The sequence below is a fragment of the Acetobacter vaccinii genome (assembly GCF_008365315.1).
GTDB lineage: Bacteria > Pseudomonadota > Alphaproteobacteria > Acetobacterales > Acetobacteraceae > Acetobacter > Acetobacter vaccinii.
This window is the reverse complement of sequence record NZ_CP043506.1, coordinates 1,386,743-1,413,183: the sequence shown is the minus strand read 5'-3', so window position 1 is coordinate 1,413,183 and position 26,441 is coordinate 1,386,743. Positions and strand designations below refer to the sequence as shown.

The 26,441-nt window shown below is 61.9% G+C and carries 23 protein-coding genes and 1 tRNA gene; 8 read left to right on the top strand and 16 right to left on the bottom strand.

The features are described from left to right. Positions 1-20 precede the first annotated feature (20 nt). Entirely contained in the window at positions 21-725 is a 705-nt protein-coding gene (locus FLP30_RS06270) for a pirin family protein (RefSeq protein ID WP_149279054.1), read from the top strand. A 101-nt stretch (positions 726-826) separates the two neighbouring features. On the opposite strand, the gene FLP30_RS06265 is transcribed toward FLP30_RS06270, so the two are convergent. The 3 genes from FLP30_RS06265 to FLP30_RS06255 all read right to left on the bottom strand — a co-directional run bounded on the left by FLP30_RS06265 (position 827) and on the right by FLP30_RS06255 (position 6,925). Next, entirely contained in the window at positions 827-3,256 is a 2,430-nt protein-coding gene (locus FLP30_RS06265; protein ID WP_149279053.1) for a membrane-bound PQQ-dependent dehydrogenase, glucose/quinate/shikimate family, read from the bottom strand. A gap of 634 nt (positions 3,257-3,890) precedes the next feature. Further along, the gene (locus FLP30_RS06260; RefSeq protein WP_246856629.1) at positions 3,891-4,238 is read right to left on the bottom strand and encodes a DUF3147 family protein; all 348 of its coding nucleotides are present in this window, start codon (positions 4,236-4,238) and stop codon (positions 3,891-3,893) included. Between the two features lie 212 nt (positions 4,239-4,450). Beyond that, the gene (locus FLP30_RS06255; RefSeq protein WP_149279051.1) at positions 4,451-6,925 is read right to left on the bottom strand and encodes a TonB-dependent receptor; all 2,475 of its coding nucleotides are present in this window, start codon (positions 6,923-6,925) and stop codon (positions 4,451-4,453) included. Between the two features lie 302 nt (positions 6,926-7,227). Between FLP30_RS06255 and FLP30_RS06250 the strand changes: the two genes are divergently transcribed. From FLP30_RS06250 to FLP30_RS06235, 4 genes are read left to right on the top strand one after another with little or no spacing between them, the layout of a single operon-like run. Then, positions 7,228-8,463, top strand: a complete 1,236-nt coding sequence (locus FLP30_RS06250; protein WP_149279050.1) for an acyl-CoA dehydrogenase family protein — start codon at positions 7,228-7,230, stop codon at positions 8,461-8,463. A 38-nt stretch (positions 8,464-8,501) separates the two neighbouring features. Continuing rightward, positions 8,502-9,908: an LLM class flavin-dependent oxidoreductase gene (locus tag FLP30_RS06245; RefSeq protein ID WP_149279049.1), complete on the top strand. Its 1,407-nt coding sequence runs from the start codon at positions 8,502-8,504 to the stop codon at positions 9,906-9,908. Between the two features lie 17 nt (positions 9,909-9,925). Beyond that, a complete protein-coding gene (locus FLP30_RS06240; protein ID WP_149279048.1) occupies positions 9,926-11,206 on the top strand; it encodes an MFS transporter in 1,281 nt (426 codons plus the stop codon). Between the two features lie 21 nt (positions 11,207-11,227). Next, the gene (locus tag FLP30_RS06235) at positions 11,228-12,115 is read left to right on the top strand and encodes a TauD/TfdA dioxygenase family protein (RefSeq protein WP_149279047.1); all 888 of its coding nucleotides are present in this window, start codon (positions 11,228-11,230) and stop codon (positions 12,113-12,115) included. A 45-nt stretch (positions 12,116-12,160) separates the two neighbouring features. Here the strand turns inward: FLP30_RS06235 and FLP30_RS06230 are convergent, their stop codons facing one another. Beyond that, positions 12,161-12,625: a MarR family winged helix-turn-helix transcriptional regulator gene (locus FLP30_RS06230; RefSeq protein ID WP_210419324.1), complete on the bottom strand. Its 465-nt coding sequence runs from the start codon at positions 12,623-12,625 to the stop codon at positions 12,161-12,163. Positions 12,626-12,763: 138 nt separating this feature from the next. On the opposite strand from FLP30_RS06230, the gene FLP30_RS06225 reads away from it, so the two are divergent. Further along, entirely contained in the window at positions 12,764-13,186 is a 423-nt protein-coding gene (locus tag FLP30_RS06225) for an organic hydroperoxide resistance protein (RefSeq protein ID WP_149279046.1), read from the top strand. A 70-nt stretch (positions 13,187-13,256) separates the two neighbouring features. Here the strand turns inward: FLP30_RS06225 and FLP30_RS06220 are convergent. Beyond that, positions 13,257-13,333, bottom strand: a tRNA-Arg gene (locus FLP30_RS06220). 42 nt (positions 13,334-13,375) lie between these two features. Continuing rightward, on the bottom strand, positions 13,376-14,470 hold the full coding sequence (locus FLP30_RS06215; RefSeq protein ID WP_408834563.1) for an alpha/beta fold hydrolase: 1,095 nt from the start codon (positions 14,468-14,470) through the stop codon (positions 13,376-13,378). Between the two features lie 94 nt (positions 14,471-14,564). On the opposite strand from FLP30_RS06215, the gene FLP30_RS06210 reads away from it, so the two are divergent. Next, on the top strand, positions 14,565-14,789 hold the full coding sequence (locus tag FLP30_RS06210; RefSeq protein ID WP_149279044.1) for a zinc-finger domain-containing protein: 225 nt from the start codon (positions 14,565-14,567) through the stop codon (positions 14,787-14,789). Positions 14,790-14,838: 49 nt separating this feature from the next. Continuing rightward, complete coding sequence (locus tag FLP30_RS06205; RefSeq protein ID WP_246856614.1) at positions 14,839-17,013, top strand: protein-disulfide reductase DsbD family protein; 2,175 nt, start codon at positions 14,839-14,841, stop codon at positions 17,011-17,013. Here the strand turns inward: FLP30_RS06205 and FLP30_RS06200 are convergent. The 10 genes from FLP30_RS06200 to FLP30_RS06155 are packed head-to-tail and all read right to left on the bottom strand — an operon-like array spanning position 17,010 to position 26,419. Then, positions 17,010-17,591 (bottom strand): hypothetical protein, encoded by a 582-nt coding sequence (locus FLP30_RS06200; RefSeq protein ID WP_149279043.1) that lies wholly within the window; start codon positions 17,589-17,591, stop codon positions 17,010-17,012. The genes FLP30_RS06205 and FLP30_RS06200 overlap by 4 nt on opposite strands. Before the next feature lie 32 nt (positions 17,592-17,623). Then, positions 17,624-17,962, bottom strand: coding sequence for a DMT family transporter (locus tag FLP30_RS06195; RefSeq protein WP_149279042.1), 339 nt, complete (start codon positions 17,960-17,962; stop codon positions 17,624-17,626). 20 nt (positions 17,963-17,982) lie between these two features. Further along, positions 17,983-19,254 carry a serine--tRNA ligase gene (gene serS, locus FLP30_RS06190; protein WP_149279041.1) on the bottom strand — a complete coding sequence of 424 codons (1,272 nt, stop codon included), beginning with the start codon at positions 19,252-19,254 and terminating at the stop codon, positions 17,983-17,985. A 3-nt stretch (positions 19,255-19,257) separates the two neighbouring features. Beyond that, a complete protein-coding gene (gene tatC / locus FLP30_RS06185; protein ID WP_149279040.1) occupies positions 19,258-20,085 on the bottom strand; it encodes a twin-arginine translocase subunit TatC in 828 nt (275 codons plus the stop codon). A gap of 17 nt (positions 20,086-20,102) precedes the next feature. Beyond that, the gene (gene tatB, locus FLP30_RS06180) at positions 20,103-20,675 is read right to left on the bottom strand and encodes a Sec-independent protein translocase protein TatB (protein ID WP_149279039.1); all 573 of its coding nucleotides are present in this window, start codon (positions 20,673-20,675) and stop codon (positions 20,103-20,105) included. A gap of 60 nt (positions 20,676-20,735) precedes the next feature. Next, entirely contained in the window at positions 20,736-21,491 is a 756-nt protein-coding gene (scpB, locus tag FLP30_RS06175) for an SMC-Scp complex subunit ScpB (protein ID WP_408834558.1), read from the bottom strand. Continuing rightward, positions 21,488-22,345 carry a segregation and condensation protein A gene (locus FLP30_RS06170; protein ID WP_149279038.1) on the bottom strand — a complete coding sequence of 286 codons (858 nt, stop codon included), beginning with the start codon at positions 22,343-22,345 and terminating at the stop codon, positions 21,488-21,490. Before FLP30_RS06170 ends, scpB begins: the two co-directional genes overlap by 4 nt. Before the next feature lie 18 nt (positions 22,346-22,363). Beyond that, a complete protein-coding gene (locus FLP30_RS06165; RefSeq protein ID WP_149279037.1) occupies positions 22,364-23,386 on the bottom strand; it encodes an SPOR domain-containing protein in 1,023 nt (340 codons plus the stop codon). Next, positions 23,386-25,185: an arginine--tRNA ligase gene (gene argS, locus FLP30_RS06160; RefSeq protein ID WP_149279036.1), complete on the bottom strand. Its 1,800-nt coding sequence runs from the start codon at positions 25,183-25,185 to the stop codon at positions 23,386-23,388. The genes FLP30_RS06165 and argS overlap by 1 nt, the downstream gene beginning before the upstream one ends. A gap of 43 nt (positions 25,186-25,228) precedes the next feature. Beyond that, entirely contained in the window at positions 25,229-26,419 is a 1,191-nt protein-coding gene (locus tag FLP30_RS06155; protein ID WP_149279035.1) for a deoxyguanosinetriphosphate triphosphohydrolase, read from the bottom strand. Positions 26,420-26,441: the final 22 nt, after the last annotated feature.

Here is a 26,441-nt window from a genome sequence, read left to right as displayed (position 1 = left end):
TCCATCAGGGAAACAACAGCATGATCACCCTTCGCCCTTTTACCGCCCTTGGCCATGCCGACCACGGCTGGCTGGACGCCCGGCACCACTTTTCCTTCGCGGATTATTACGACCCCGCCCATGTCCACTGGGGGGCGCTGCGGGTCTGGAATGACGACACAATCGCCCCCGGCAAGGGGTTTGGCGCTCACCCGCACAAGGATATGGAAATTATTACCTATGTGCGTGACGGCGCGATTACCCACCAGGACAGCATGGGCAACATCGGCCGGACCCTGGCCGGTGATGTGCAGGTGATGTCGGCTGGGACAGGTATTGTCCACAGCGAGTTCAACAAGGAAAGCGACACAACCCGTATTTTCCAGATCTGGCTTCTGCCCGACCGGCGCGGCCATGCTCCGTCCTGGGGCACGCACGCATTCCCCGGTGCTGATCGGGCGGGGCAGTTTGTCACGCTGGCTTCGGGTTTTGAGGCCGATACGGATGCCCTGCGTATTCACTCCAACAGCCGCGTTGTCGGGGCGACCCTCAAGAAAGGGCAGACCGTGGAGTACCCGCTGGGCGCGCAACGCCTGGGCTATCTGGTTCCGGCCAAAGGGGCCGTGCTGATAGAAGGGCAACGTGTGGGGGAACGGGATGGCGCAGCACTGTCACAGACCGAAATCCTGAGTGTCCACGCGCTGGAGGACAGTGAGATCGTTCTGGTTGATACTCTCCCGGTCTAAGCGGGATGGGGCTGCGGCCCCAAAGCCGGTGGGTATGACCACGTCACACCCACCAACCCCGCTGGCAACGGTTATCGCGCCAGCAGGGCCAAGGCTGCCTCTTAGTGAGAGGCTTCGCCGTCGGGCAGGGTGTAGGCAATGACATAGTCACCCACATCCGGCGAGTGGCTCATGCCACCTGCGGAAATGACCACATATTCCTTACCCGTACGGGGCGAACGGTAAATGAGCGGTGCAGCAGGTGCACCCACTGGCAGGCGTGCCTTCCAGACTTCCTCACCCGTCAGGGAGTTCAGAGCGCGCAGGTAGTAGTCCTGCGTACCGGAGAAGAACACCAGACCAGATGCTGTCGCCGTGGGGCCACCCAGTGTGGGCAGACCAAGCGGCACCGGCATACGGGTTTTCATACCCATGGGGCCAGTATCCTGCACCGTGCCAAGCGGCACCTGCCACAGCACTTTCTTGGTGTGCAGGTCGATGGCGTTCATGGTCCCGAACGGCGGTGTGTTGCACGGAATTTCCAGCGGGGACTGCAGGATATCAATGCGCACCCCACGGTAAGGACCAGCAACCTGCGGGCGCAGCGTGCCCATGAAGCCGGGGACCTCATCCATCGAGATCTTGTATTTGCCAGCATTGGCTGCGTTCACCAGCATCATACGCAGGGGGATGCGCATGTCGTTGACAAACATCAGGCCGCGGGCTTCGTCGATGGACACACCGCCCCAGTTCATGCCGCCCAGAAGGCTGGGATATTCGATATACGGCTTTTCACCCGGCGGGGTGAAGGCGCCTTCATACACCGAGTCCTTGAACATGATACGGCAGTACAGCTGGTCAAAGGTGCTGATGCCCCACATGGAGCGTTCCGTCAGCGGGTCGGCCCCGATCAGCGGCATGCCAACCGAGAACGGCTGCGTGGGGGACAGACGTTCACCCTGGGCAGCAGGCTGCGTTGCAACCGGCTTTTCCTGCACATCGGCCACGGGCTCACCCGTGCGGCGGTCCACAACAAAGATGTTGCCAGTCTTTGTGGTCTGGATCAGTGCGGGAACAACTTCGCCCTTGGCGTTTGTCACATCATACAGCACAGGCTGGGACGGCAGGTCATAGTCCCACACGTCATGATGGACGGTCTGGAAGACCCACTTGGTTTTACCGGTCGAGGCATCGACCGCAACAATGGCTGCACCGAACTTGTCCTTCACCGCGTCGCGGTCACCACCCCAGTAGTCAGGCGGGCCGTTGCCGGTGGGCAGATAGACCAGGTTCAGCTCACGGTCATAGGTCGGAATAGTCCAGACGTTGGGGGTTTCCAACGTGTAGTCTTTCTGCGGGTCGGCTGCGTTGGCGTTGTCCGGGTCGCCCACATCCCATGCCCAGGCCAGCGCCCCGGTGCGTACGTCGTAAGCGCGCACAACGCCAGAGGGTTCGCCATGCACAATGTCACGCACCCAGCCACCAATAACAGCCGTATGCCCCATGACAACAGGGACAGAGGTGGGGTGGTAACGCTTGCCGTTTTCCGTCGGTCCCATGCGGGGCTTGAGGTCAACAAAGCCGTCGGTGCCAAAACGCGGGCAGGTCTTGCCGGTATGGGCATCCAGAGCAAAGAAGCGCGCATCAACACTGGATACCAGAATGCTCTGGCGGCACGGTGCCTGCGGGTCTGCTGCCTTTTCCTCGGCCGTCAGGGTGGGGTCTTTGTCAACGTCGTAATACCCAACGCCACGGCATGTCACATGCTCGGCGGTGTGGGCGTGCGGGTCAAACTTCCACAGCGGCTTGCCGGTATCAACATCCAGCGCCGTAATCAGGTCTTCGGGCGTGCAGGAATACAGCACGTTGCCAACCTGCTGGGGCGTGTTTTCGTCAACACCCGCGCCGGGGCCAGACACGCGCCGCCCGGTGCGATAGGTCCAGGCGACCTTCAGCTTACCGACGTTTTCAGGTGTGATCTGGGTATAGGGCACATAGCGGGTGCCGTGCTCGTTACGGGCGTAATAGGCCCAGTCATCCGGCACGTCAGCCTTGGCAACAGTTTCCGGCTTTGTGGCGTCGTACGGGTTACGCACCTGCCCGTGGGGCACAAAGGCCTCGGCCAGTGTGGCCAGCAGCGCGCCTGTCAGCCCAAGCCCGCCAATAACACTGCCACGGCGCACGCCGCGCGACAGCGCAGGCAGGGTTGCAGCAGCCCACAGGCCCAGAGCAAACAGAATTGCCGGGACAACCAGACGCGGCAGCAGCGCCCAGAAGCCGAATTCCGGCGTGTCAAACAGCGCCCACACAAAGGTGGCGGCAAAAATAGCCACGGAAACCACAAAAGACAGGGTTTTCCGGAGCGCGAAAAGAACGGCTACAAGCGCGTACGCCAGACCAGCCAGAAGGTAGTACAGCGATCCACCCAGCATAGCCAGCTTGATACCGCCATAAATAAGGGCCAGGCCCACAACAGCGGTAACAAGAGCAACAAGAAGCCGGTAGGCGTCCTTAAGCCCCCGTCTTTCGGGTATTGGTATAGTTTCACTCATACCTGTGACTCCATAAACGTCGGTTCTGCGCTGCGTTGTTGAACACTTGTTACAACACCGCAAGCCTTACGCCGCATTATGGCCACAAATCCACCCTGTAACGCACCATAAAAACTATGTGCGCACACGCACAGTCATGGGTACCACCACCTGCCCCACCCACAACAGGCTTTAGGCGTAACTGCTGACAACAGAAGAAAGTTTACAGGACTACGCCAACCCATCTGCTGCCCACCGCTGGGGCCCCTGCCCGCTCCATGATGGCATGCGCGACTGGCAGTAGGCGCTGCCCTGTCATGCAGTTAATGCAACCCGGTCGCAGGTACCGTGCGCTCATCCTGACAATGCGACCACAAAAAGAGGCACACCTAAAATCAAACGAATATTGCGCTTTCTTTGTTATAACAAAGACAATACATCTGAACCGGCTACTCTTGTCCGCAGACTCAACCCCGCAACCCGGAGACGATCCCAGGCCCCCTGCGCACCATTTTGCAGGCGCGGTTTGCAAAACGCGGCACTGCATAACAGCCCCACCACTATGGGTTGCAAATACTGATTTACACGTGACATTTGCAAACAGGCGGATGTTTACAACCTTAACAGAACCCGCCGTGCGGTACCCCGCAGGAGCCTATAATTTAAGGCCAAAACGCGGGCCGATCCATGTCATTAACAAATAGAGCACGACAGTCAGACAGCAGCCTGATGTCAACGCTATCCAGAAGCTGACACCCCGCCGCAGCAGGAAGGGGATCAGCAAAAACATGGGCAGTGATGGCAGCACATACCAGAATGTTGCCGCCGCATGGTCGGCCATGTTGACCGGGTCTGGCCTTTCACGCCAGAGCCAGAGCATGCCCAGCACGGACAGTAGCGGCAGGGAGGCCACAAGAGCCCCTACACCGGGAAAACGCCGTGCCAGCGTGGAGATAATAGCAATCAGCACACCCGAAAGGGCGGATTTGAACACAAAATACAGCATAGCCTGACACAACCGCCCAGCTTACCGGCCACCACAGCAGCAGCGCGGCCTACAACGGGCCTGACAAAAGCATTTCCTGGCCACTGCGTCCACACGCCTCCTGATGGATGTTTACAACGTTCAGAACGCAGGAATGCTCCAGCCTGCTTTGCGACAGGCTGGAGCATGCACATTACTTCATAAACACCCTTGGAACCGCGTTTGTTTTATCAGAAATCAGCCTGGATGGAGCCAAAATACTGGCGCGGCGCCCCCAGCACGACCGACTGATAATCCCCCTGCATGGGAAAGCCGTTCTGCCCCATGGTGGCAATATAGTGCTCGTTGGTAATGTTATAGACATTGAAAACGAGCGAGGCATTTTTGATAATCCCCGCCGCCGTGCCGCGGTTAAGCAGCGGTGTCAGGTCATAGCGCACGCCAACGTTGGTCAGCCAGTAGGACGGAACTTTCTCATCCCCTGTGTAGCTGAGGTTACGTTGCCCGATAAACTGCGTATCAGCATGGAGTTCCGCATCACGCCACCTGTAGGACAACTGCCCCTTGTACATCAGCCGTGGGTATGCCACGACCTGCTGGCCCTTGACCGGGTAGGTGATAATGCCCGCCGTTGTGGTGGATGTCACATTGTCGGAATAGGTTGCGTGGTCATAGCTGATGCTGCTGGCCAGTTGCAGCCCCTTGACGGGCCGCAGCACAAAGCCTGCATCCACACCATTCATGGTCACACCACCCACATTGCGGATGGCCGTATAGGGGTTGTTAGGGCTACCGCTTGAAATCTGCTGCAACCTGTTAGAAAAATCTGTGTGATAAGCGTAAACATTCCCGCTTATGAAGTGGGAATTATAGCGGTAGCCAATGGCGTAGTTCCAATCCGTTTCCGATGTCAGATTGCCGACCGAGGCATTAAAGGCCGCCTGGGTTGTTGCAAAGGGCGAGGCCCCGCCATTATACCCCGCCACGGGCAGAACCTTGACGTTGTTGGCAATGTCAAAATACAGCTGGTGCCCCGGCAGGAAGCTCCACTCCCCACTGATATGCGGCAGAAACGGCTTGCTGGTGGTAATGCCAGACCCGCCGACAATGGCGTTTGTTCTTGTATAGGTCTCCCAGTTTGCAACCTCGCTGACACGCGTGTTGTTCAGGACCGAGCGAAAGCCAAAATGCAGCGCCACATTGGACAGCGGGTGATACGTGTCCTGCAAATAGGCCACAAACGTGTTGGTGTTAAACACCTGCTTGTATTCTGTCTGGTAAGGGGATGTCAGGTTCATGCCATCAATGGGGTTGGCCGCACCCGACAGAACATCCTCCAGCAAGGGTTCTTCATACGCTCTTTTATCTGCGGTGAATTTTGTATTTTCGTACCAGATCCCGCCATTAATTTCGTTATGGGCAATGTTGTATGTCAGGGATGACAGCAGACCAAAGCGGTTGGTGCTGGGCATGGTTGCCTGTTCCACAAACGGCGCACCGTTGGGGGAGGCAATCAACGGGCTGGTCACAGTCCCGACCTCCCACGAGCGATGGCCATAGAAGGTGGAACTCCAACGCAGGCGGCTTGTCAGGGCCAGGTCTGCGTTAACCCCGCCAAAATACTGCCGCTGGTTGCCTGCTCCATCATAAAAGGATGCGTTATAGGGGTTGGACAGTTTCTGATAGGCAGCAGGCACAGCCCCGCCGGGCAGTCCTTTGGAGGCCAGGGCCAGGCGGTATGCGGTTTCATACCCGTTGGGTGTGCCTGCAAGATTATCAATATAGTATCCGCCGTGGCGGAACATGTTCATATTGTAATCCTGATAATTCTGCATCTGCTCATCAGCATAGTTGAAAAATGCTGTCAGCTTGCTGTGCTCTCCAATGGGGTGCAGCAGCTTGGCATTGATCTGCTGCATAAACTGGTCCTGCCCGCCGCGCCATTTATCCGTGTCATTGCGCATATAGGACACATAAAAACGGGTGCCCTGCTGGTTAAGGTCACCACTGTCGGCCCGCACAAACGTGTGGAACATGGAGTTGCTGCCAAAGGTCTGCCGCACCGTGCCCCCCGCCTTGTGCGAAGGATCGCGCGAGACAAACTGTACTGTGCCACCCAGGTTGCTGGTGCTGGCTGCCCCTTCCGACCCGGCCGAGGCAGAGACTTCCATACGGGCGATATTTTCAGAGGAAATCGCAGCCGATGGGCTCAGCCCGTTGGAATTGCTCCAGAACTGGTTGCCAAGTGGCATGCCGTCCAGTGTCATGCCAATCTGTGTCTGGTCAAACCCATGCATCAGAAAAGACTGGCCCCACAGGTTAAGCCCCTGCGGGTCGGCTGAATTGTACATCACGCCAGGCAGGGTTGTCAGGGCTTTGAGGGCATTTGTGCCAGGCACATAATTGGCAATGGTGGCGGCTGTCACGGGAGTAACCACCCAGTTGGCCTGCCGCTGGGCCTGCACACCAACATTTTCGACCGATGTTGCCTCCACGGCCTCGGATGGGGCTTTTTTCCTGCTGTTCGCACTGCCCTGCCCTGCGACTGCGGCCACTGGCTGGCCCGCCTGCGCCACCTTGTGGGAAGTCTGCCCAGGCTGGACCACCTGGGTAGACTGAGCATGCGCCAGACGGTCCACCCCGAGCATGGAATACACAGCAAGGGCTGTTGTGGTGGCAAGCTGCCGTGCTCTTCTCGATTTCACTTCCAGGGACTCCCGCGCGAAAACAACGATTATAATTCGTTGTTAATCATAGTTTTTAACGAAACTTTTAAGTGTATGACCCTAGCTAATGCGCGCACAACCCACGAGTCAATGCGATATTTTAATCATATCAATAATTAAGCCACTTGCATGATTAGTACAAATATGTCGAAATACGAATAGAACACGTTGTTCTGGCTCGTGTGGTGCTCTTCCCGCTGTGACCGCAAAACAGGTGACACAGCAAAGAGTCTTCCCAACCGAGCAGGACGGTCGGAAACCCATGTGTCAGGACAATACTCATGTTGAAACAGAATCGATCCCCAGAGCAGGACCGGAGTGCCACCCTGTGGGGAGAAACCACGCACAGAGGGTACGAAACCGCCATTGACGGCCATACCGCCCTGCTGGAGCGTATTCGCCAGCAGTCCCTTAAAGCCGAGGTGGAGCGTATTTTACCCTTCGAGGCCCTGCGCGCCCTCAAGGACAATGGCTTTACCGCCTTCCGGGTCCCCACCCGTTTTGGGGGGCTTGGGCGTTCCATCTCCGAGCTGTTTACCGCGGTGATCGATCTAGCAACGGCTGACTCCAACGTCGCCCAGGCCCTGCGTGCCCATTTTGGCTTTAGCGAACACCTGCTTTACGAAAAACCCTCCCCCTATACTGAGTTGTGGTTTGAACGGCTGGGCAAAGGGCAGACCGCCGGGGCTGCTGCGGCCGAAAAAGGGACCGAACGCGAACGCTTTGCCACAACCCTGTCCAACAAGGACGGGCGCTGGGTCATCAACGGCACCAAATATTTTACCACCGGCTCGCTCTATGCCGACTGGCTGACGGTAACTGGCTCCACAGAGGATGGACAGACCGTCAAATGCCTGGCCTCACGCACCGACGCCGGGCTGGACATTGTGGATGACTGGGACGGCGTAGGCCAGCGCCTGACCGCCAGCGGCACGGCCCACTTCCGCGATGTTCTGGTTCAGGACGATATCCTGCGTTATGGTAACACGGAGTTTCCGTATTCACAGGCATTTTTCCAGCTTTACCACCTGGCAACAGTGGCGGGCATAACCCAGGCCGCGGCTCTGGATATTGCTGCGGCGGTCAAAAACCGCAAACGCGGTTTTAGCCACGCCAACCACGACCTGCCTGCCCACGACCCGCAAATTCTTGAAATTGTCGGCCATGTTGGCGCAGCCGCCCACGCTGCGCGCTCCATTGTGCGGCATGCGGCCGACGCCCTGCAAACCGCAGTGGAAAGCCGTGAGACTGAACGCGGCCCCCATACTGTCAAAGCGGAACTGGAAGTCTGGCAGGCGCAGGAAATCATTTTCCCGCTGACACTCAATGCAACCTCCCTGCTGTTTGACGCTCTGGGTGGCACCGCCACAGTCCGCAGCGCCGGGCTTGACCGTTACTGGCGCAATATCCGCACCATTGGCTGCCATAACCCCCGCGTTTACCGCACCCGTGTGGTGGGCGACTACCTGGTCAATGGCGAACTCCCCCCCGGCCAGTGGCGGGTTGGCACTGTCTGAACACACAGCCCCACCACGATCAGGACAGGAGAAAAGTCATGCCCGGCAAAGCAAAAAACAAAGCACCTATCATCCTCAATGCATTCAGCATGGCCACGGTCTCGCACCTTAACTACGGGCTGTGGCGCCACCCCAGGGACCATACCCACAACTACACCAGCGTTGCCTACTGGGTGGAGCTGGCCCGATCGCTTGAGCGCTCCGGGTTTGACTGCCTGTTTATTGCCGATGCTCTGGGGCTGATTGATGTGTATGGCCACAGCCCCGAAGCCTCGCTCCGCCATGGTATTCAGTCCCCCCTGATCGACCCGCTGCTGCTGGTGTCGGCCATGGCTGCGGCAACGCAGCGGCTTGGCTTTGGCATTACGCTGTCCACCACCTACGAACAGCCATATCTGGCAGCCCGCAAGTTCAGCACTCTTGACCATCTGACACAGGGCCGCATTGGCTGGAATGTTGTCACATCCCAGCAGGACAGTGCTGCGCGCAACCTCGGCCTGGGCCAGCAGGTGGCCCATGACAAACGCTATGATGTTGCCGACGAGTTTTTGGAAGTCACCTACAAGCTCTGGCAGGCCTCGTGGGAGAGTGATGCGGTTGTCCGCAACACCACTCTTGAGAACAGCGTTTATACAGACCCCGCAAAGGTCCACCCCATCAAACACAAAGGCACCTATTTTACCGTGCCTGACGGGCATGTGGTAGAACCCAGCCCCCAGCGTGTGCCCGTTATTCTACAGGCAGGCACATCGGCCCGCGGGTCGGACTTTGCCGCCCGCCATGCCGAGGTGGTGTTTGTGGTTGGGGCCGGGGCCAGTGGCGTGCGCGAAAACGTGCGCCGTATCCGGGCGCAGGCCGCGCAGTATGGGCGCAACCCCGATGCCATCAAGTTCATTACCGCTGTCGCCGTTGTCACCGCTGAAACCGATAAAGAAGCGCTGAAGAAGTTTGAAGACTATTACAACTATTATGACCCCGTAGGCTCCATCATCCACTACTCCTCCATGACCGGGGTGGACTTTGCCAAGACCGAGCGGGCCGATGTGCTGCACTATCAGCCCACCGAGGCCAGCCAGTCTGTTCTCAGCCAGTTTGACCCTGCTGTCAGCGGGCGGCAGTGGACGCTTGAGCAGGCCGCCAACCCGGAAAAGAACTTTGGCCGGGCCCGCACCTTCATCGGGTCTCCCAGCACTGTTGCTGACGGGCTTGAACTCTGGCTGGAGGAAACGGAAACAGACGGCATTAATCTGATCCAGCTCGTCAATCCCGAGAGTTTTGAGGACTTCGGCCGACTGGTCGTGCCAGAACTCCGGCAACGTGGGCGCATCCGCCCCGAAGGGGGCGCCACCTTGCGGGAAAAACTCTTTCCCGAACAGGGCAGCCCCTACCCCCCGCAAGACCACCCTGCCGCACGCCATGCGTTTGCCCAGCGCGTACCTGCCTGAAGAAAGGAGCCGCGGTCATGCTAGGCCAGCTTGCCATCCCTAACAAAACGCCGCGTGACTTCGCCTTCCAATACATCGGGCTGCTGCTGTTCATGATCGGGGACGGGGTGGAGGTTGGCTACCTCTCCCCCTTTCTGGTTCAATGCGGGCTTAGCGAGCATCAGGCCGCACTCGTCTTTACCCTGTATGGGGTCGCGGCTGCCATATCGGCCTGGACCGCGGGGCTTCTGTGCGACGCCATAGGCTGCCGCAAGGTAGTTATTGCGGGCATTGCCTTGTGGACTATCCCGCAGATCCTGTTCCTGTCCGTTGCGGTGCCTGCCCATTCGACCTGGGGTATTTTGCTGACATACAGCATACGCGGTCTGGGCTACCCGCTGCTGGCCTATGGGATCCTCACCCTTGTGGTCAAGGAAGTCCGTCAGGAACAACGCGGTCTGGCGTCTGGTATTTTCTGGTTCTGCTTTACCTGCGGCCTGCCCACACTGGGGACTGTCGTGGCGTCCTTTGCGCTGCCTGTCTTTGGGGACTACCGGACATTCTGGCTGGCGCTGGTCATTGTTGTGGCCGGTGGGGGGCTGGCCCTTGTCTCGCTGGATAATGAAAAAGCCTACCGCCCGACACAACAGCCGCCCGAACGCCTGACACCCGCAACCCTTGGGCAGATCTGCCGGGCCAATCCTTCGCTCCTGCTGGTCTGTGTTGTCCGGGCCATCAACTCGGCGGCAACCCATGGCATTCTTGTCTTCATGCCGTTCTATTTCGTGCAGGCCCTTGGGCTTTCAAACGACCTGTGGATACGGTTTTTAGAAACAATTTTTGCCAGCAATATTGTTTTCAATGTCTTCTTTGGGGCCATCAGTGACCGCCTGTCCTGGCGCGGCACCATCCTGTGGGCGGGGGGCATTGGCAGCAGTGTGGTCAGTGTCATGCTGTACTGGGTGCCTGCCCTGTACGGGCACAGCCACCCATGGGCTGTATATGCCACGGCCATTCTGTTCGGCCTGACGCTGGCCGGTTATGTGCCGCTATCCGCGCTGGCCCCATCCCTGCTGCCCGAACGCAAAGGGCTGGCCATGTCGTTTCTGAACTTTGGGGCCGGGTGCAGTGTCTGGCTTGGGCCGCTGGTTGTGTATGCCTTTGAACCGTTTTTTGGGGTCTCTGGCGTTCTCTATATTTACGCGGGCCTGTTTTTCCTCAGCGGTATTCTGGTGTCGTGGATCAAAATTCCACCCCAGACGGGCACTGTGCCGCAGAACCACCCTGACCCCTCCCAACTTTCTCTCGCACAGCTATAAACTCATAAGGAAAACCGGCTTATGTCCGAAACAGTCTCCCAAAGCCGCCTGTCGGTGGAAAAGGTCGGAGCCCGGCTGGGTGCAATCATCCACGGGATCGACGCCAAGCAAGAGCTGAATGAGGAAGAAAAACGCTTTCTGAATACCGAGCTTGCCAAAAACAAGGTCATCTTCCTCAAAAAACAGTTTCTGGACGATGACCAGCACGAACGCTTCAGCCAGGTGTTTGGCAAGCCGATCCTGCACCCCACCATTGCCGCGCCCGAAGGCACAAACTACACCTTCGAGCTCAAATCCCGCTATGGGCGCTCCACCGATTCATGGCACACGGATGTCACCTTTGTGCCGGATTACCCCAAGGCCTCCATCCTGCGTGCGCTGCATATTCCGCCCTACGGGGGGGCCACCATCTGGGCCAATACCGCAACAGCGTACGACGCCCTGCCACAGCCCCTGAAAAACCTGGCGGATACGGCCTGGGCCATCCATTCCAATGACTACGACACCAATTATTATAAATATGACGCCAGACAGTCGGAGATCGCTGACTTCCGGGCCGAGTTCATTTCCCGCATTTACGAGACCAAACACCCGGTTGTCCGTGTCCACCCTGAAACAGGGGAAAGGAGCCTTGTGCTGGGGCACTTTGTCGTTGGTCTGGACGGTTTTTCCACACGGGAGTCCAACGCTTTGGTCGATATTTTCCAAAGCTACATTACCGAGCTGGAAAACACCCTGACCTGGCGATGGGATGAGGGCGACATTGCCATCTGGGACAACCGCGCCACGCAGCACTACGCCCCCGCCGATTTTGACCAGCACCAAAGGCAGCTACGCCGCATTACCGTCCAGGGGGATGTGCCTGTCAGTGTGGATGGCCGCACCAGCCACTACCTGCGCCAACCCTGACCAGCCCCTGTGGTGCCTGCCCTGCGGGCACCACAGCCACCGCACTCACTCTACCGTCTGTAGCCGGTCGCTCTTGCCCATCAGGCTTTGGGTCAGGCGCCGGACTTCTGCCGTCAGCTTTGCCAGTTCGGCAACAGGCTGGCCCGCCTGCTGGACCAGTGTGGCCGCAAGGCAGCGCGCATCCTGCTCCAGCGCCGCCCCCCTGGGGCTGACGCTGACAATCACCTGTCGCTCGTCCTGAGGGTTGCGCTCGCGCTGGACAAGGGCTGCGGCTTCCAGCCGTTTGACCAGCGGTGTGACCGTGCTGGACTCCAGCGCCAGTCGCTCCGCAATGGCGCCGATTGACTGACCCCCCTTTTCCCACAGCACATTCATGACCAGATATTGCGGGTATGTCAGTCCCAGCCGCTCCAGCACCGGGCGATACACGCGGTTAATGGCAATGTTGGCGGAATAGATTGCATAACAAAGATGTGCATCCAGCGGCAGGGCTTCGGGCAAGGCGTCCAAGGTTGGTCTCCATCGGGGGCTTCCCTTTATCACGACAGTTCCTATCGTGATAAGGACCAGACTTTACAGATGGTGTTTCATCCCCTAGCATAAATATATCGCGGTAACATTTATCGCGATATATAAATGGAGGGTATTATGAGCATTCTCTACCGTGCTGAAGCAACTGCCACCGGCGGGCGCACCGGGTCTGCAAAATCAAGCGACGGACGCCTGGCCGTCACCCTCGACACCCCCAAGGAGCTGGGCGGCAACGGTGGCGATGGCACAAACCCCGAACAGCTTTTTGCCGCCGGGTATTCAGCCTGCTTTCTCAGCGCCCTCAAGCATGTTGCCGGTCTGAAGAAGGTGAAATTGCCTGAAACCACAACCGTAACCGCCACAGTCGGCATTGGCCCGCGTGAGGACGGCAAGGGGTTCGGGCTGGATATTGCCCTGCGTGTGAGCGTGCCCGACATTGCGCCAGACGTGGCCGAAGCTCTGGTGGCTGAGGCGGATATTGTCTGCCCGTATTCGCACCTGGCGCATCATGGTGCGAAGGTTCACCTCAGCATTGCCTGAACGGACTCGGCAGCACAGGCCATGCACCCGCATGGCTGACCGCTGTGATGTTTGTAATTTTTGAGGAAAATGGCGGACCCGAAAGGATTCGAACCTTCGACCTTTGCCTTCGGAGGGCAACGCTCTATCCAGCTGAGCTACGGGTCCACGCGCCATTCCCTAACGCAAAGCCGGGGCGTTGCCAAGAGTTTATCTGTTGTCTGCACCCACCAGTGTATCCAGCCGGGCAGGCAGGAACCATGGGAACTGCCAATGCCCCGGCCATGCCTCCCCCCGGCCCTGCGCCAGCCAGGCACTGGCGGCACTATCCCCGCCAGATGGCAAAAACCAGTCTGGCTGGGTTATCCAGGCCACCAGATCACGCTCGACCAGGGCACGGCCTTTGTCACGCAGCAGCAGGTGGTAGCCACCGGGCACCAGGTCGCGCCTGCCTGCGGGGCCAAGGCTGCGCCAGACCTGCCCCATGGCCTCTGGCGGCACAAGCTGGTCGTGCCCACCATACACACACAAAACCGGCCCATGCAGCCGGGGTGCGGCGCGGGCGGCCTCATCCATCAGTTGCACCAGCCCACGCAGGGTGCCCAGCCGGGTGCCACGCAGGCTCAGCGGGTCATAATACAGCCTGATGAGGGCTGCGATGTTGTTGCTGGCCACAACATGCACCGGCAGTTCACGCCCCGTCACCACGCTATCGGGCGACAGACCGGCTAGAATATCCAGCGGCACGGTTGCCCCCAGACCAAGCCGCCAGACTGCCGGAGCCAGTAAAATGGTGCCTGCCACATGCGGGGCATCGGGCTGTGCCATCAGCACCATCAGCACGGCACCCCCCATGCTTTCACCCGCCAGATAAAGCGGCACGCCCGGATTTTCTCGCGCCAGCACGGCCACTTCCTCCCGCACATCGGCGGTCATGCGCTGGCTACCCGCCCAGTGCCCGCGCCCGGGGGCCGCACCAAAGCCACGCTGGTCAGGGGCCACCACGGTAATACCCTGTGCTGCCAGGACCGGGCCTGGATATTCCCAGGCATCACGGCTGTCATTAAACCCGTGCAGGGCCAACAGCACGGCACGGGGCCGTCCCGGCGCAGCCCAGACACGGGCAGGCAGCACCGCGCCATCCGCCATGACAAAGTGCCGGTCCGGGGGCACAAGCCGCCCTGCGGCCTGAAAACGCGCTGGTGCTGGGGGGGCGGGCGGCAGTTGAGTGGTGCAGGCGGCAAGCCCGCACGCCAGCATGGCAGCCATGGCCCGGCCCAGCCGTGCAACCCGCTTCACGCGCATGGGAAAAAATGAAAGGTGTAAAACCACATCAGGATGCGTATCATCCCCCAAACATTCATGCCATAGCGGCCAAACCGCGCAGAGGACAAACCCCATGGTGCCCACACTTGTGCAGCCTGCCAACCCCATTCCCCGCCCCCGGCTGGGCCATGTTGAAACCATTGTGGTGGACAGGCGCAAAATTGCCTGTGACGGCGGGCTTGGTCGGTTGGGGCACCCGCGCGTGTGGCTGAAAATTGGTGGCCATCAGGCTGTCTGCCCCTATTGCTCACGCCTGTTTGTGCTGCAACCCTCCGCCGGGGCGGACCACGAACACTGAACACAGCCCCCACCCAACCGCCACCCCCAGCAATGACCAGCCCTGCGGCATGACCGGCCCCAGCCCGCCCCCCTTGGGCCATAGCCCCATACCTGCCCGCCAGCGGGCGGCCCTGTGGCTCTATGCCGTTGCTGTGGCCATGCTGCTCTGGGTTGCCTGTGCGCCCCGGAGCCATGCGGGTGAAAGCCTGCCCATACGCACCGGGCATGCCATCGCCAGCCTGTTGACCTATTCCAACACGGCCATGCCCAACGCACCGTTACGCGTGGGGCTGCGGCTCCAGCTTGACAGGGGCTGGCATACCTACTGGCGCAACCCTGGCGATGCGGGCGACCCTGCAACCATAACCGTAACCGCCAGTGGCGCGCTGGCTGGCACAACACAGACAATCCTGTGGCCCACCCCCACCCGTATCCGTGAAGGATCGCTTATTTCCTACGCCTATACGGGGGACACGCTGTTGCCCCTGCTGCTGCCTCTGGCCGCCGCAGCCCCCAACCCGGCGGAAGGGGGGCTGACCACCCTGAACGCCCACGCAAGCTGGCTGGTCTGCGCCCAGTCCTGCGTGCCAGAGGAGGCCGACTTTACCCTCGATATCAAAACCGGCCCCCAGCAGCCCTCCATTCAGGCACCGCTGTTTGACACGGTGGCCCGGTTTTCACCCCATCCCTCCCCCTACCCTGCCACCATCAGCCCCACTGGCACGCTGACCCTGCTGGGGCCGGAACTTGGGCCCCATGCCGTCATGGATGCGTGGTTTCTGCCCCAGGACCGGGGGCAGATTACCGAGGCCACCCCACAAGCGCCCACCATCCGCCAGGGTCGTGTGATCCTGCACCTGCACCCCGCAGCCGACTTCCCACAGGGCAAGGCGCTGGACGGGCTGGTTGTTCTCAAAGACCCGGCTGGCTCGGAGGAAGCCCTGAGCATTCATGCCCAGCCGGTCGCCGCCACGCCGGAAGACACTTTCTCGACCGCGGGATTCGCCAAGCTGCTGGCCTTCGGGTTCGTGGGCGGGCTGCTGCTGAACCTCATGCCCTGCGTGTTTCCCATTCTGGCCATGAAGGCACTGGCTCTTGTCCGCCTTGGCGGGGCCGAACTGCGGACACAGCGCCATGCAGCCCTTGGCTATGGCGGCGGTGTGCTGGCCGGTTTTGTGCTGCTGGGCGGGCTGATCATGGGGCTGCGCTTTGTTGGGGACGGCATAGGCTGGGGGTTTCAGCTTCAGTCCCCGCTGTTTGTCGCCATGGTGTGCTGGCTGCTGTTTGGCATGGCGCTGAACCTGCTCGATGTTTTTACCTTTACCGGCCCGGCCCTCAGCCTGCCCACACACCGCAGCGGGCCCTGGCATGACATCCTGACCGGGCTGCTGGCGGTGGTCGTCGCCAGCCCCTGCACCGGCCCCTTTATGGGGGTGGCCATGGCAGGGGCTCTGTCAGGCCCGCCGGTTGCGGGGCTGGCCATATTTGCCGCCCTGGGGGCTGGCCTTGCCGCCCCCTTTGTCGTGCTGGCCTATGCCCCCAGACTTGCCGCCGCCCTGCCCCGGCCGGGGGCATGGATGGTGTATGTACGCCAGTTTCTGGCCTTTCCGCTTCTGGGCAGTTGTGTATGGCTCCTATGGGTAGCAACGCTGGAAGGTTCAGGGGCGACAACCCTGCTTGTTGCCTCTGGCCTGCTGCTGCTGGGGCTGGCGGCATGGCTGTATGGGCTGGCGCAGCGGCTACAGGCCACCCAGGGCAATAGCCGGGGCAACACCACCCTGCGGGGGCTGGCGCTGCTGGTCATGCTGGGGGCGTTCAGCCTGCTGCCGGCCCTGCGCCACCAGTCCGCCCCGCCTGTGGCCAGTCTGGGTGGCATGGCGCAGCACGCCGGAGTGGAAGCTTTTTCCCAATCCCGGCTGGAAGCCCTGCATAATGCGGGCAAACCTGTCTTTATCGACATGACAGCCGCATGGTGCATTACCTGCCTGATCAACGAGCGTGTAGCGCTGGACACCCCCGCCACACAGGCCGCCTTTGCCCGCGACGGCGTAACTCTGCTGCGCGGCGACTGGACACGGCATGACCCCGCCATAACCACCTTCCTGCGCCAGCACGGGCGCGATGGTGTGCCGTTTTATCTGTTTGTTCCTGCCCATGGTGCGGAGGTCACGCTGCCGCAGTTGCTCACCCCGGCTCTGGTCATACAGGCCATAACCCCACCCACACTGGACAGGGAGCCTTAATCCTCCCCAATGGCGAAACCGCCAGAGGAAAAGACCTGATAGCAGGTGGAGGATGAAAACGACCCCAGCACGGTATCCTTACCCTGGGTGGACAGATCCGTACCCCGTGAGCAGGCAGGCAGGGTGACGAACTGATAGTTCTTGTGCGTCATGCACAGCTCATACACCTGCCGCCGGGCAGGGGCGTTGACATCAATCGTGTAAACCTGCCCCCCGGTTACCTGCCCGCCAGTCTGGCGGCAGACGGTGCGTGCGCCAAACTGGTTGCACAATGTCTGCTCGGGCACGGTATAGGCGGGCATGGACTGGGTGCTCATGCTCTGCGGCACCCGTTGCGAGGCTGCGACCTCGCAATCAGCATGATCATTTTCCAGATGGGCGAAATCAATCCCGGCCTTGTAGGGGAAGTTGCGGATTGGCTCGCCCCGGCCCGGCTGGTCAAACGACCCCGACTGGTCGGACGACGACGACGGGCGCAAAGGGGCGGTACACCCCGCAAGCCCTACCAGCAGCACCCCCATGAGGGCTGTTGTCACACGCACAGGCACGGCTGTTTCCCGCTTATTAAAGTACGCCACAAAGCCCGGTGGTGCGCCCCCCGGCACCTGACTCAGTGATGGACGGAGTGCGAGAACAGGTTGACCACCAGCACCCCCGCCACAATCAGCACGATACCAAGCAGGGCGGGTACGTCCAGTGTCTGCCTGAACACCACCAGCCCCACAAGCGCGCTCAACACAACCCCGGCCCCAGCCCACAGGGCGTAGATAACCCCCACAGGCATGGTCTTGAGCGGTATGGACAGGCAGTAAAACGCAACACCATACGCCACAAGGCTGATGGCCGCAGGCACCCAGCGGGCAAACCCCTGCGATGCCGCAAGGCAGGTGGTGCCCACCATTTCAGACACAATGGACAGGGCCAGAAACACCATAGGCTTGTGCAGCATGGTCGGGGCAGCCTTCTACTTTACGGGGCGATTGTTTCCAGCCCGCCCATGTAGGGGCGCAGGACCTCTGGCACGGTAATGGAGCCGTCCTCGTTCTGTCCGTTTTCCATCACTGCGATCAACGTGCGGCCTACTGCCAGCCCGGACCCGTTGAGCGTATGCACAAACTGCGGGGCAGCACCGGCCTGCGGGCGGAAGCGGGCGTTCATCCTGCGGGCCTGGAAGTCGTGCGTGTTGGAGCAGGACGAAATTTCGCGCCAGGCCCCCTGACCGGGCAGCCAGGCCTCCAGATCGTAAGTCCGGGCCGCGCCAAAGCCTGTGTCGCCCGCGCACAGCAGAACCCGCCGGTAGGGAATACCCAGCCGTTCAAGCACCGTTTCGGCACAGCGGGTCATGCGCTCGTGCTCGGCTGCACTCTCCTCGGGAGTGGTGACAGACACCATTTCCACTTTTTCAAACTGGTGCTGGCGCAGCATCCCGCGCACATCACGCCCGGCGGCCCCGGCCTCGCTGCGGAAGCACTGGCTCAGCGCCGTCATCCGCAGGGGCAGCACGGCACCGTCCAGAATCTCACCACTGACAGAGGCTGTCAGCGGCACCTCGGCGGTGGGGATCAGCCAGCGGCCATCTTCCGTGCGAAAGGACTGGTCGGCAAATTTGGGCAGTTTGTCGGTGCCATACATGGCGTCATCATTGACCAGCACCGGCACCAGTGTTTCCTCATAGGCATGCTCGGTCACATGCAGGTCCAGCATGAACTGGCCCAGTGCGCGCTCCAGCCGTGCCAGGGCACCGCGCAGCACCACAAAACGCGCGCCGGACAGGCGGGAGGCCGTGGCAAAATCCATCATGCCCAGGGTTTCCCCCAGTTCAAAATGCTGGCGCGGCGTAAAGCTGAAGTCTCGCGGGGTGCCCCAGACATGCTGCACCACATTGCCGCTTTCATCCGCGCCATCGGGCACGGTGGCGTCCAGCCTGTTGGGCAGGTTGGCCAGCAGGGCCGTGCTCTGGGTTTCCAGCGCGTTGACGGCCTCTTCCAGTGCTTCCATTTCGGCGCGCAGGGCAATGCCTTCCGCCTCAAGGGCGGCGGTGTCACCGCCAGTCCGCTTCAACTGCCCCACATCACGCGCCAGCGCCTTGCGGCGGGCCTGACGCTCCTGCAGGGTGGTCTGGGCCTGTCGGCGCTGCTCGTCCCAGGCCAGCAACTGCTCCGCCACGGGCGGCAGGCCACGGCGTGCCAGGTCTGCGTCGAATGCAGCGGGGTCAGCCCGCAGGGCGCGAATGTCGTGCATGGGTCAGGGAGCCTCCTGCTCTGGTGTCGTCTCGTCTTCGGTCTGGCGGGTGAGCCGTGCCGGTTCAACCAGCCGGGCGCACAGGATCGACACCTCGTACAGCAGCACAAGCGGCACGGCCAGACCCACCTGGGTAATCACATCGGGCGGCATCAGAATAGCCGCCACCACAAACGCCCCGACAATGGCGTAGCGCCGCACCCGGCGCAGCATGGCCGAGGTAACAATGCCCGCCCGGGCCAGCAGGGTCAGCACCACCGGCAGTTCAAACGCCACACCAAAGGCCATGATCAGCTTCATCACCAGTGTCAGATATTCCGACACCTTGGCCTGAAGTTCGATCTGTACCCCTGTGCCCGCCCCCAGTGTCTGAAAGGACAGGAAGAACCGCCACGCAATGGGGAAGATAAAGTAATAGGCCAGCGCGGCCCCGGCCACAAACAGCACCGGTGTTGCCACCAGAAACGGTGCAAACGCCCGCTTTTCGGACCGGTACAGGCCGGGGGCAATAAAAATCCACGCCTGAATGGCGATCATGGGAAAGGACAGAAAGGCCGCCCCGAACAGCGCCACACGGATGTAGGTAAAAAATGCCTCATACAACGCCGTGTAGATCAGGTGCGGCTGCTCGCCCTGCTGGCGCATGATGTCGCCCAGCGGCTGTGCCAGAAACAGGTAGATAGCCTGCGCGTAATGGTAGCACAGGGCAAAACACAGGATAAAGGTCAGCCCCGACCACAGCAGCCTGCGCCGCAGCTCCAGCAGATGGTCCAGCAGGGACATGGGCTGGTCGTGAATGGGGTCTTCGCCCCCCTGTGTGTTCTCGCTCATTTCAGCCTGTCTGCCTGTCATGCCGCCGGGTCGTGCCCGGCCCCCGGCAACCGCCCCGGCGCTACCGCGCGCTGGCCATGCACAACACGCACCGGCGGCAGAATGGCGGGCGGGTTCAGCCGGTCGCGTTCGTTAAGAATTCGGCGCACAATGCCCGGTGGAAGTTCCAGCGGGGCGGCCTGCACCTCGGCTTCGGACACGTTGGAAGTTTCATCCTCGTAGGACGCCACGCTGTCCACCCAGGGGGTGCTGGCTATGGGGGGGGCTGCATCCAGCGCACGCGGGCCTGCGGGCAGCGGATAGTCCACCAGCGGTGCAGGGGGGGCGACGGCACGGGCCAGACTGCCATCGGAGTCCAGCACTTTCATCAGGCTGCCGCGCACGTTCAGGTTCTTGAGGTCCCGCACATCGCCCAGATCGGCCTCACGCACCATCTCATCCAGATGGGACTGAAACTCTCCGGCCATGCGGCGTGCTTTCTTGATACCGCCTGACACCGCACGAATAGCCACGGGCAGGTCCTTGGGGCCAATGACCACCAGTGCGACCGCACCAATCAGCGCGATTTCAGACCAGGCGAAATCAAACATGCACAACCCCGCTCCTGCCCGCCCGTGCCCCGGACCCGGACACGACCATCCCCGTGTCTATCATGCCGGTTCGGGAGGGGAAACCGCATCGACTGCGGCACCATCCCCCTCGTCCGGCGCGCTGGGGGCCTGCCCTGCGGGGCGCACTTCCGCCGGGGCCGTGGTGCCGAATACGATTTCCGCCTGTTCCTGCGCGCGGGCACTGGCGGTTTCTGGCACCTCCACCAGCAGTTCCTCCCGCCGGGGCAGGTCGGAGAGGGCGCGCAGGCCAAAGCAGCGCAAAAAATCAGGCGTGGTACCCCACAGCACAGGCCGCCCCGGCACTTCTTTACGGCCACGCGGGGCAATCAGCCCGGCTTCGATCAAGGTATCCAGCACGGTCTGGCCAAGGCTGACGCCTCGTATTTCCTCCACCTCAACACGGGTGCAGGGCTGGTGGTAGGCAATAATGGCCAGGGTTTCCATCACCGCGCGGGGCAGACGGCGGGGCTTTTCCAGCACACGGGTCAGCATCGGGGCCAGATCGGGTGCGGTGCGGAACTGCCAGCCCCCGGCGACCTCCACCGGGCGTACGCCACTGGTGGCATAGCGCTGTTCCAGCCCGCGCAGGACTGCGGCCACAAACGCCCCCAGGTCGTCCTGCCCACCGGGCATGAACTGCCGGGCCTCCAGCAATTCGGCCAGCCTGCGTGGGCTGACAGGATCAGCCGAGGCAAAAATGAACGCCTCGGCCAGCCGCAGAGCTTCCTCCGGCACCACAGGGTCGGTCGCCGTCGGGGGTGCGCCCTTGGTCTCATCCATAGTCATGATGTTCATGCGCCCCCTTCCTCTTCCTGTCCGTCTGTCTCGTCCATGCCGGTATCCTCCCGGTCGTGCGGGCGCAGGAGGATACGGCCAAATATTTCGTCCTGCCGGAGTTCCAGCCTGCCTGCGCGGGCCAGTTCCAGCCCGGCCAGCAAGGTGCCCGCCAGAGCCGCACGGCGCTGGCGCACCGCCACATCGCCCTCCGCCTGTTCCGGCAGCACCTCGGGCATGAAGGAATCCAGCGCGTTCCAGCCCCCTGTCGGCAGTTGCCCCAGCAGGCGGGTCAGCCGGGTCAGCGCGTCACGCACGCTCCAGAAGCGGATGGGCCTGGGCGCATAGACACGCTTGCGCGCCCCACGGCGCATGACCGCCATATAGGCGCGCATCAACTGCGGCATGTCCAGCGCCAGGCCGGAACGGTCAACCTCGGTCAGGTTTTCGGCCTGACCACGGGCAAACACATCACGCCCCAGACGGGGCCGCAGTTCCAGCCAGCGGGAAAGCTGGCCCATGCGGGCCAGCTCCATCAGCCGTTCCTGCAGGAGTTCGGCAGCCTCCTCCCCCTCCACGGCCAGTTCATCATCAGGGGGCAGCAGCAGGCGTGATTTCAGCCATGCCAGCCATGCCGCCATGACAAGCCAGTCCGCCGCCAGTTCCAGCCTGACCTGGCGGGCCTGATCCAGCACGGCCAGATACTGCTCCACCAGTTGCAGGATGGAAATACGTGCGAGGTCCACCTTCTGCGCCCGTGCGAGGTCAAGCAGCAGGTCCATCGGCCCTTCGAACCCCTCCAGCCGTAGCAGGGGCACGCGGGGGCCGTGGCCGTCCTCCAGTGTGGACGGGTCAGGCCCGGGTCCAGCATCCATAAGTCTGTCGCCTAATGGTTACTGGCGGGCGACCATGCAGGCCATGCCACGCTCGCGCACCTCGCCACAGAATGTGCGGGCATCAGCCACCGACGCAAAGCCTGTCACGCGCAGGCGGTAGAAGGTGGCGTTATTGCGCTCGGTACGGATGATGGCGGGTGTCTTGTCCCCGAACAGTGTGGCGTAATGGGCTTTCAGGTGGCTCCATTCCTTGTTGGCGTCCTCCGCACTTTGCAGCGCGGCAAGCTGAACCTGATAGCGCCCGCCCTTGGCAGCAGGGGCCGCACTGGCTGTAGCCTCCGGCCGGGTTGACCGGGCCGGAGTAGCCGGAGCTGGGGCCGGGCGTGCGGCAGCCGCGGGTTTGGCTGCCTCTTCAGCCACCGGGCTGGCGGGCTGGCTTGTGGGGGCAGCAGCGGCAGCACTATCGCCTTCCTCCTCCGCACCGGGGGCGTTGGCGTCCTCCTCCGCTGCCGGGGCTGCGGGCGCATTGGGGCTGGGGGCAGCACCCGGCGTGGGGGTCGCACCCGTAGCCGGGGGTGGCACCACAGCGGGGGCTGCGCCATCTGGCGTGCCGGGGGTAGCCGGGGCCGCCGAGGGGGCCGCAGCCGTGCCGGGGGCCGGGGTGTTGGCTCCATATTTTGCCGCCAGAGCGGCCGGGTCAGGCTTTTCAGGCGCTGGTACGGGCTGGGTATGCTGGCCTTCTGCCTCGTCCCCCATGCCGGGGGCATCAAGCTGCATGCCGCCGGGGTCTACCGGCCGGGTGCGGACGGGCACCGACGGCGGCCCCATGACAGGAATACCCTGCTGGCGGTGGCCCAGCAGCGCCCAGCCACCAATACCCAGCACCAGCAGACCACCCAGGCCCGCCGCCCCGTAAGCCAGGCGGCGTGTGCCCGAATCACTGCCCAGAAAACGGGTGATCAGCCCAGGCTGATCTTTTTCCGGGCGGACGGGGGTGTCTTCATAATCCATGCTCATCCGCTCCCGCGCGCGGCTGATCCGGTCATCCGTCGCGCTGGCTGTCTGACCATCATCACGCATCAGCGCATTTCCTCTACAGGGTCCACACCCATGACACCAAGGCCGGAACGGATAACCGTTGCCGTTGCTGCCACAAGCGCCAGACGGGCACGCGTTGCCTCCACCGCATCAGGCTGGAGGAAGCGCAGGGAGGCATCGTCCCGCCCGCGGTTCCACAATGCGTGGAAGTCGCCCGCCACATCGGCAAGATAGAAGGCCACACGGTGCGGCTCACGCGCAAGGGCTGCGGCTTCCACCATACGGGGCCATTCGGCCAGGCGGCGCACCAATGCCATTTCAGCATCCGAGGTCAGGCTGTCCAGCTCTGCCGTGGCCAGAGCCTCGTCCCCGATCTGGCCATACACAGCCTCTGCCGCCGCAGAGCGCAGGACAGAACGGCAGCGGGCATGGGCATACTGCACGTAAAAGACCGGGTTATCCCTCTGCTGGGCCACCACGAGGTCGAGGTCGAACTCCATCTGCGCATCGCTCTTGCGGGTCAGCATGGTAAAGCGCACGGCGTCACGCCCGACCTCGTCCAACAGGTCACGCAGGGTCACGAATGTGCCTGCCCGCTTGGACATCTTGACCGGCTGGCCGTCCCGCATGACATGCACGATCTGGCACAGCACCACTTCCAGCGGCACGGCATCGTCCGTCAGCGCCCGCACGGCCGCCTTCATGCGTTTGACATAACCGCCGTGGTCAGCGCCCCACACGTCAATCAGCACCTGACCGCCACGGGCCACCTTGTCGGCATGGCAGCCAATGTCGTTGGCGAAGTAGGTATTGGTGCCATCGGACTTACGCAGCGGGCGGTCAACATCGTCCCCAAAGCTGGTGGAACGGAACAGAAGCTGCTCACGCTCCTCCCAATCCTCGGGCAGTTTGCCTTTGGGGGGCTCCAGCACGCCTTCGTACAGCAGGCCCTGGCCTTCCAGCCTGGCAATGGCGGCATCCGTTACCCCACGGGCCAGCAGTTCGGCCTCGGAGGTAAAGACATCATGGTGCACGCCCAGCAGTTCCAGATCCTCACGGATGGCGGTCAGCATATGGGCGACGGCAAAGCCGCGCACGGTTTCCAGCCATGTGACCTCGGGCGCGGGGCGGGCAGTACCGTCATCAGCGATCTCGGCCAGTTCCCCCTTATAGCGGGCCATCAACTCGGCCCCAACGGGGATGAGGTAGTCCCCCATATACTGCAACCCACCGGGCGCAAGGGCGGAAAAATCCTCCTGCGTCAGGCTGGTGCCCAGAGCCTGAAGGTAACGCCAGTACACAGCCCAGGCCAGTGCCCGCACCTGTGTGCCTGCATCGTTGATGTAAAATTCCTTCGTGACATCAAACCCGGCCTTGGACATCAGACGGGACAGGGCATCACCCACCACCGCGCCACGGCAATGGCCGACATGCATCGGCCCCGTGGGGTTGGCTGACACATATTCAATATTCACACTGGTGCCTGCCCCCAGTGTGGACGTGCCATAGGCCTCGCCCGCACGCAGGACAACGGGCAGCATGCCGCGCAGCACCGCAGGCTGGAGGGTAATGTTGACAAACCCCGGCCCGGCGGCGGCAACGGCGGCAATGCCGTCCACCTTGGACAGGGCGGCTACCAGATCGGCTGCAATATCAGCAGGTTTGCGCCGTGCTGCCTTGGACAGCAGCAGGGCGGCGTTGGTGGCCATGTCCCCGTGGGCGGGGTCACGCGTGGGGGTCAGTTCCACACGGGCCAGTGTCTCTTCCGGCACGTCGGGCAGCAGGCTCCGCACGGTGGCGAGCACATGATGACGATAACGCTGGAACACACAGTCTGACATGAAACACTCAATCCCATAAGAGTAAGGCGCTGAAGAGGCGTTATCAGCCTGCAACCGAGAGGTCCGTCAACCGCCTATGTTCCTGCATGGCGTAACGGTCGGTCATGGAAGCCACATAATCGGCCACCGTGCGGTGCAGGCCGGCCTCGTCCCCCTGTGGAATGGCACGCTGCCAGTCGGCTGGCAAAAGTGTCGGCGACTCCGTCAGAATCGTAAATAGCTCCCCCGTGACATGGCGGGCCTTGTGGGTCATGCGGTTGACCTTCCAATGCCGGTAGAGACGGGCGAACAGGAATTTACGAATCCCCTTATTGGCCTCGTGCATGCTCTCGCTAAAGGCCACAACGGGCGCGGAGGCGGCCCGAATATCCTCCACACTCCGTGGTGCCAGATCAGCCAGGCGCTGGCGGGTGCAGCGCAGCACGTCGGAGACCAGAGCATGAATGACCCGGCGCACCATTTCGTGGCGGATACGCCGCAGGGTGCGCGGGTCGGAGGCAGGCATATCCACCGCCAGCGCCCTTGCCTCGGCCAGCGCGCCGCCAACCAGAGGCACATCCTGCAAATCATCCAAAGACAGCAGGCCCGCCTTAACGCCGTCGTCCAGATCATGCCCGTGGTAGGCAATGTCATCCGCCAGCGCCGCCACCTGTGCCTCGGCCGAGGCATAGGTGCCCAGATCGAGGGGGAACAGCGCATCCATTTCCGCCAGCCGGAGCGAGGGCCGCCGCACCGGGCCGTTGTGCTTGGCCAGCCCTTCCAGCGTTTCCCATGTCAGGTTCAGCCCATCAAAGGCCATATAGCGCCGCTCCAGCAGCATGACCTGCCGCAGCGCCTGGGCGTTATGGTCAAACCCGCCCCAGGGTTGCATCTGGGCTGCCAGCGCATCCTCCCCCGCGTGGCCGAACGGGGTGTGGCCCAGATCATGCGCCAGCGCCACGGCCTCGGTCAGGTCCTCGTCAAGCTGGAGGTAGCGCGCCATGGACCGCGCCACCTGTGCAACCTCAAGAGAATGGGTCAGCCGGGTGCGGAAAAAATCACCCTCATGGTTGATGAAAACCTGCGTCTTGTATTGCAGCCGCCGGAAGCCGGAGGAATGTACCACCCTGTCCCTGTCGCGCTGCCAGGGGGACCGGGTCAGAGACGTGGGCTCGTCATACAGGCGGCGGCCACGGCCTTCCCCCGGCTGAACGGCATAGGGCACAAGTGGCGGGCGATCGGCGGGCTGGAGCATGGGGCATGGTCCTCTTGCTGGG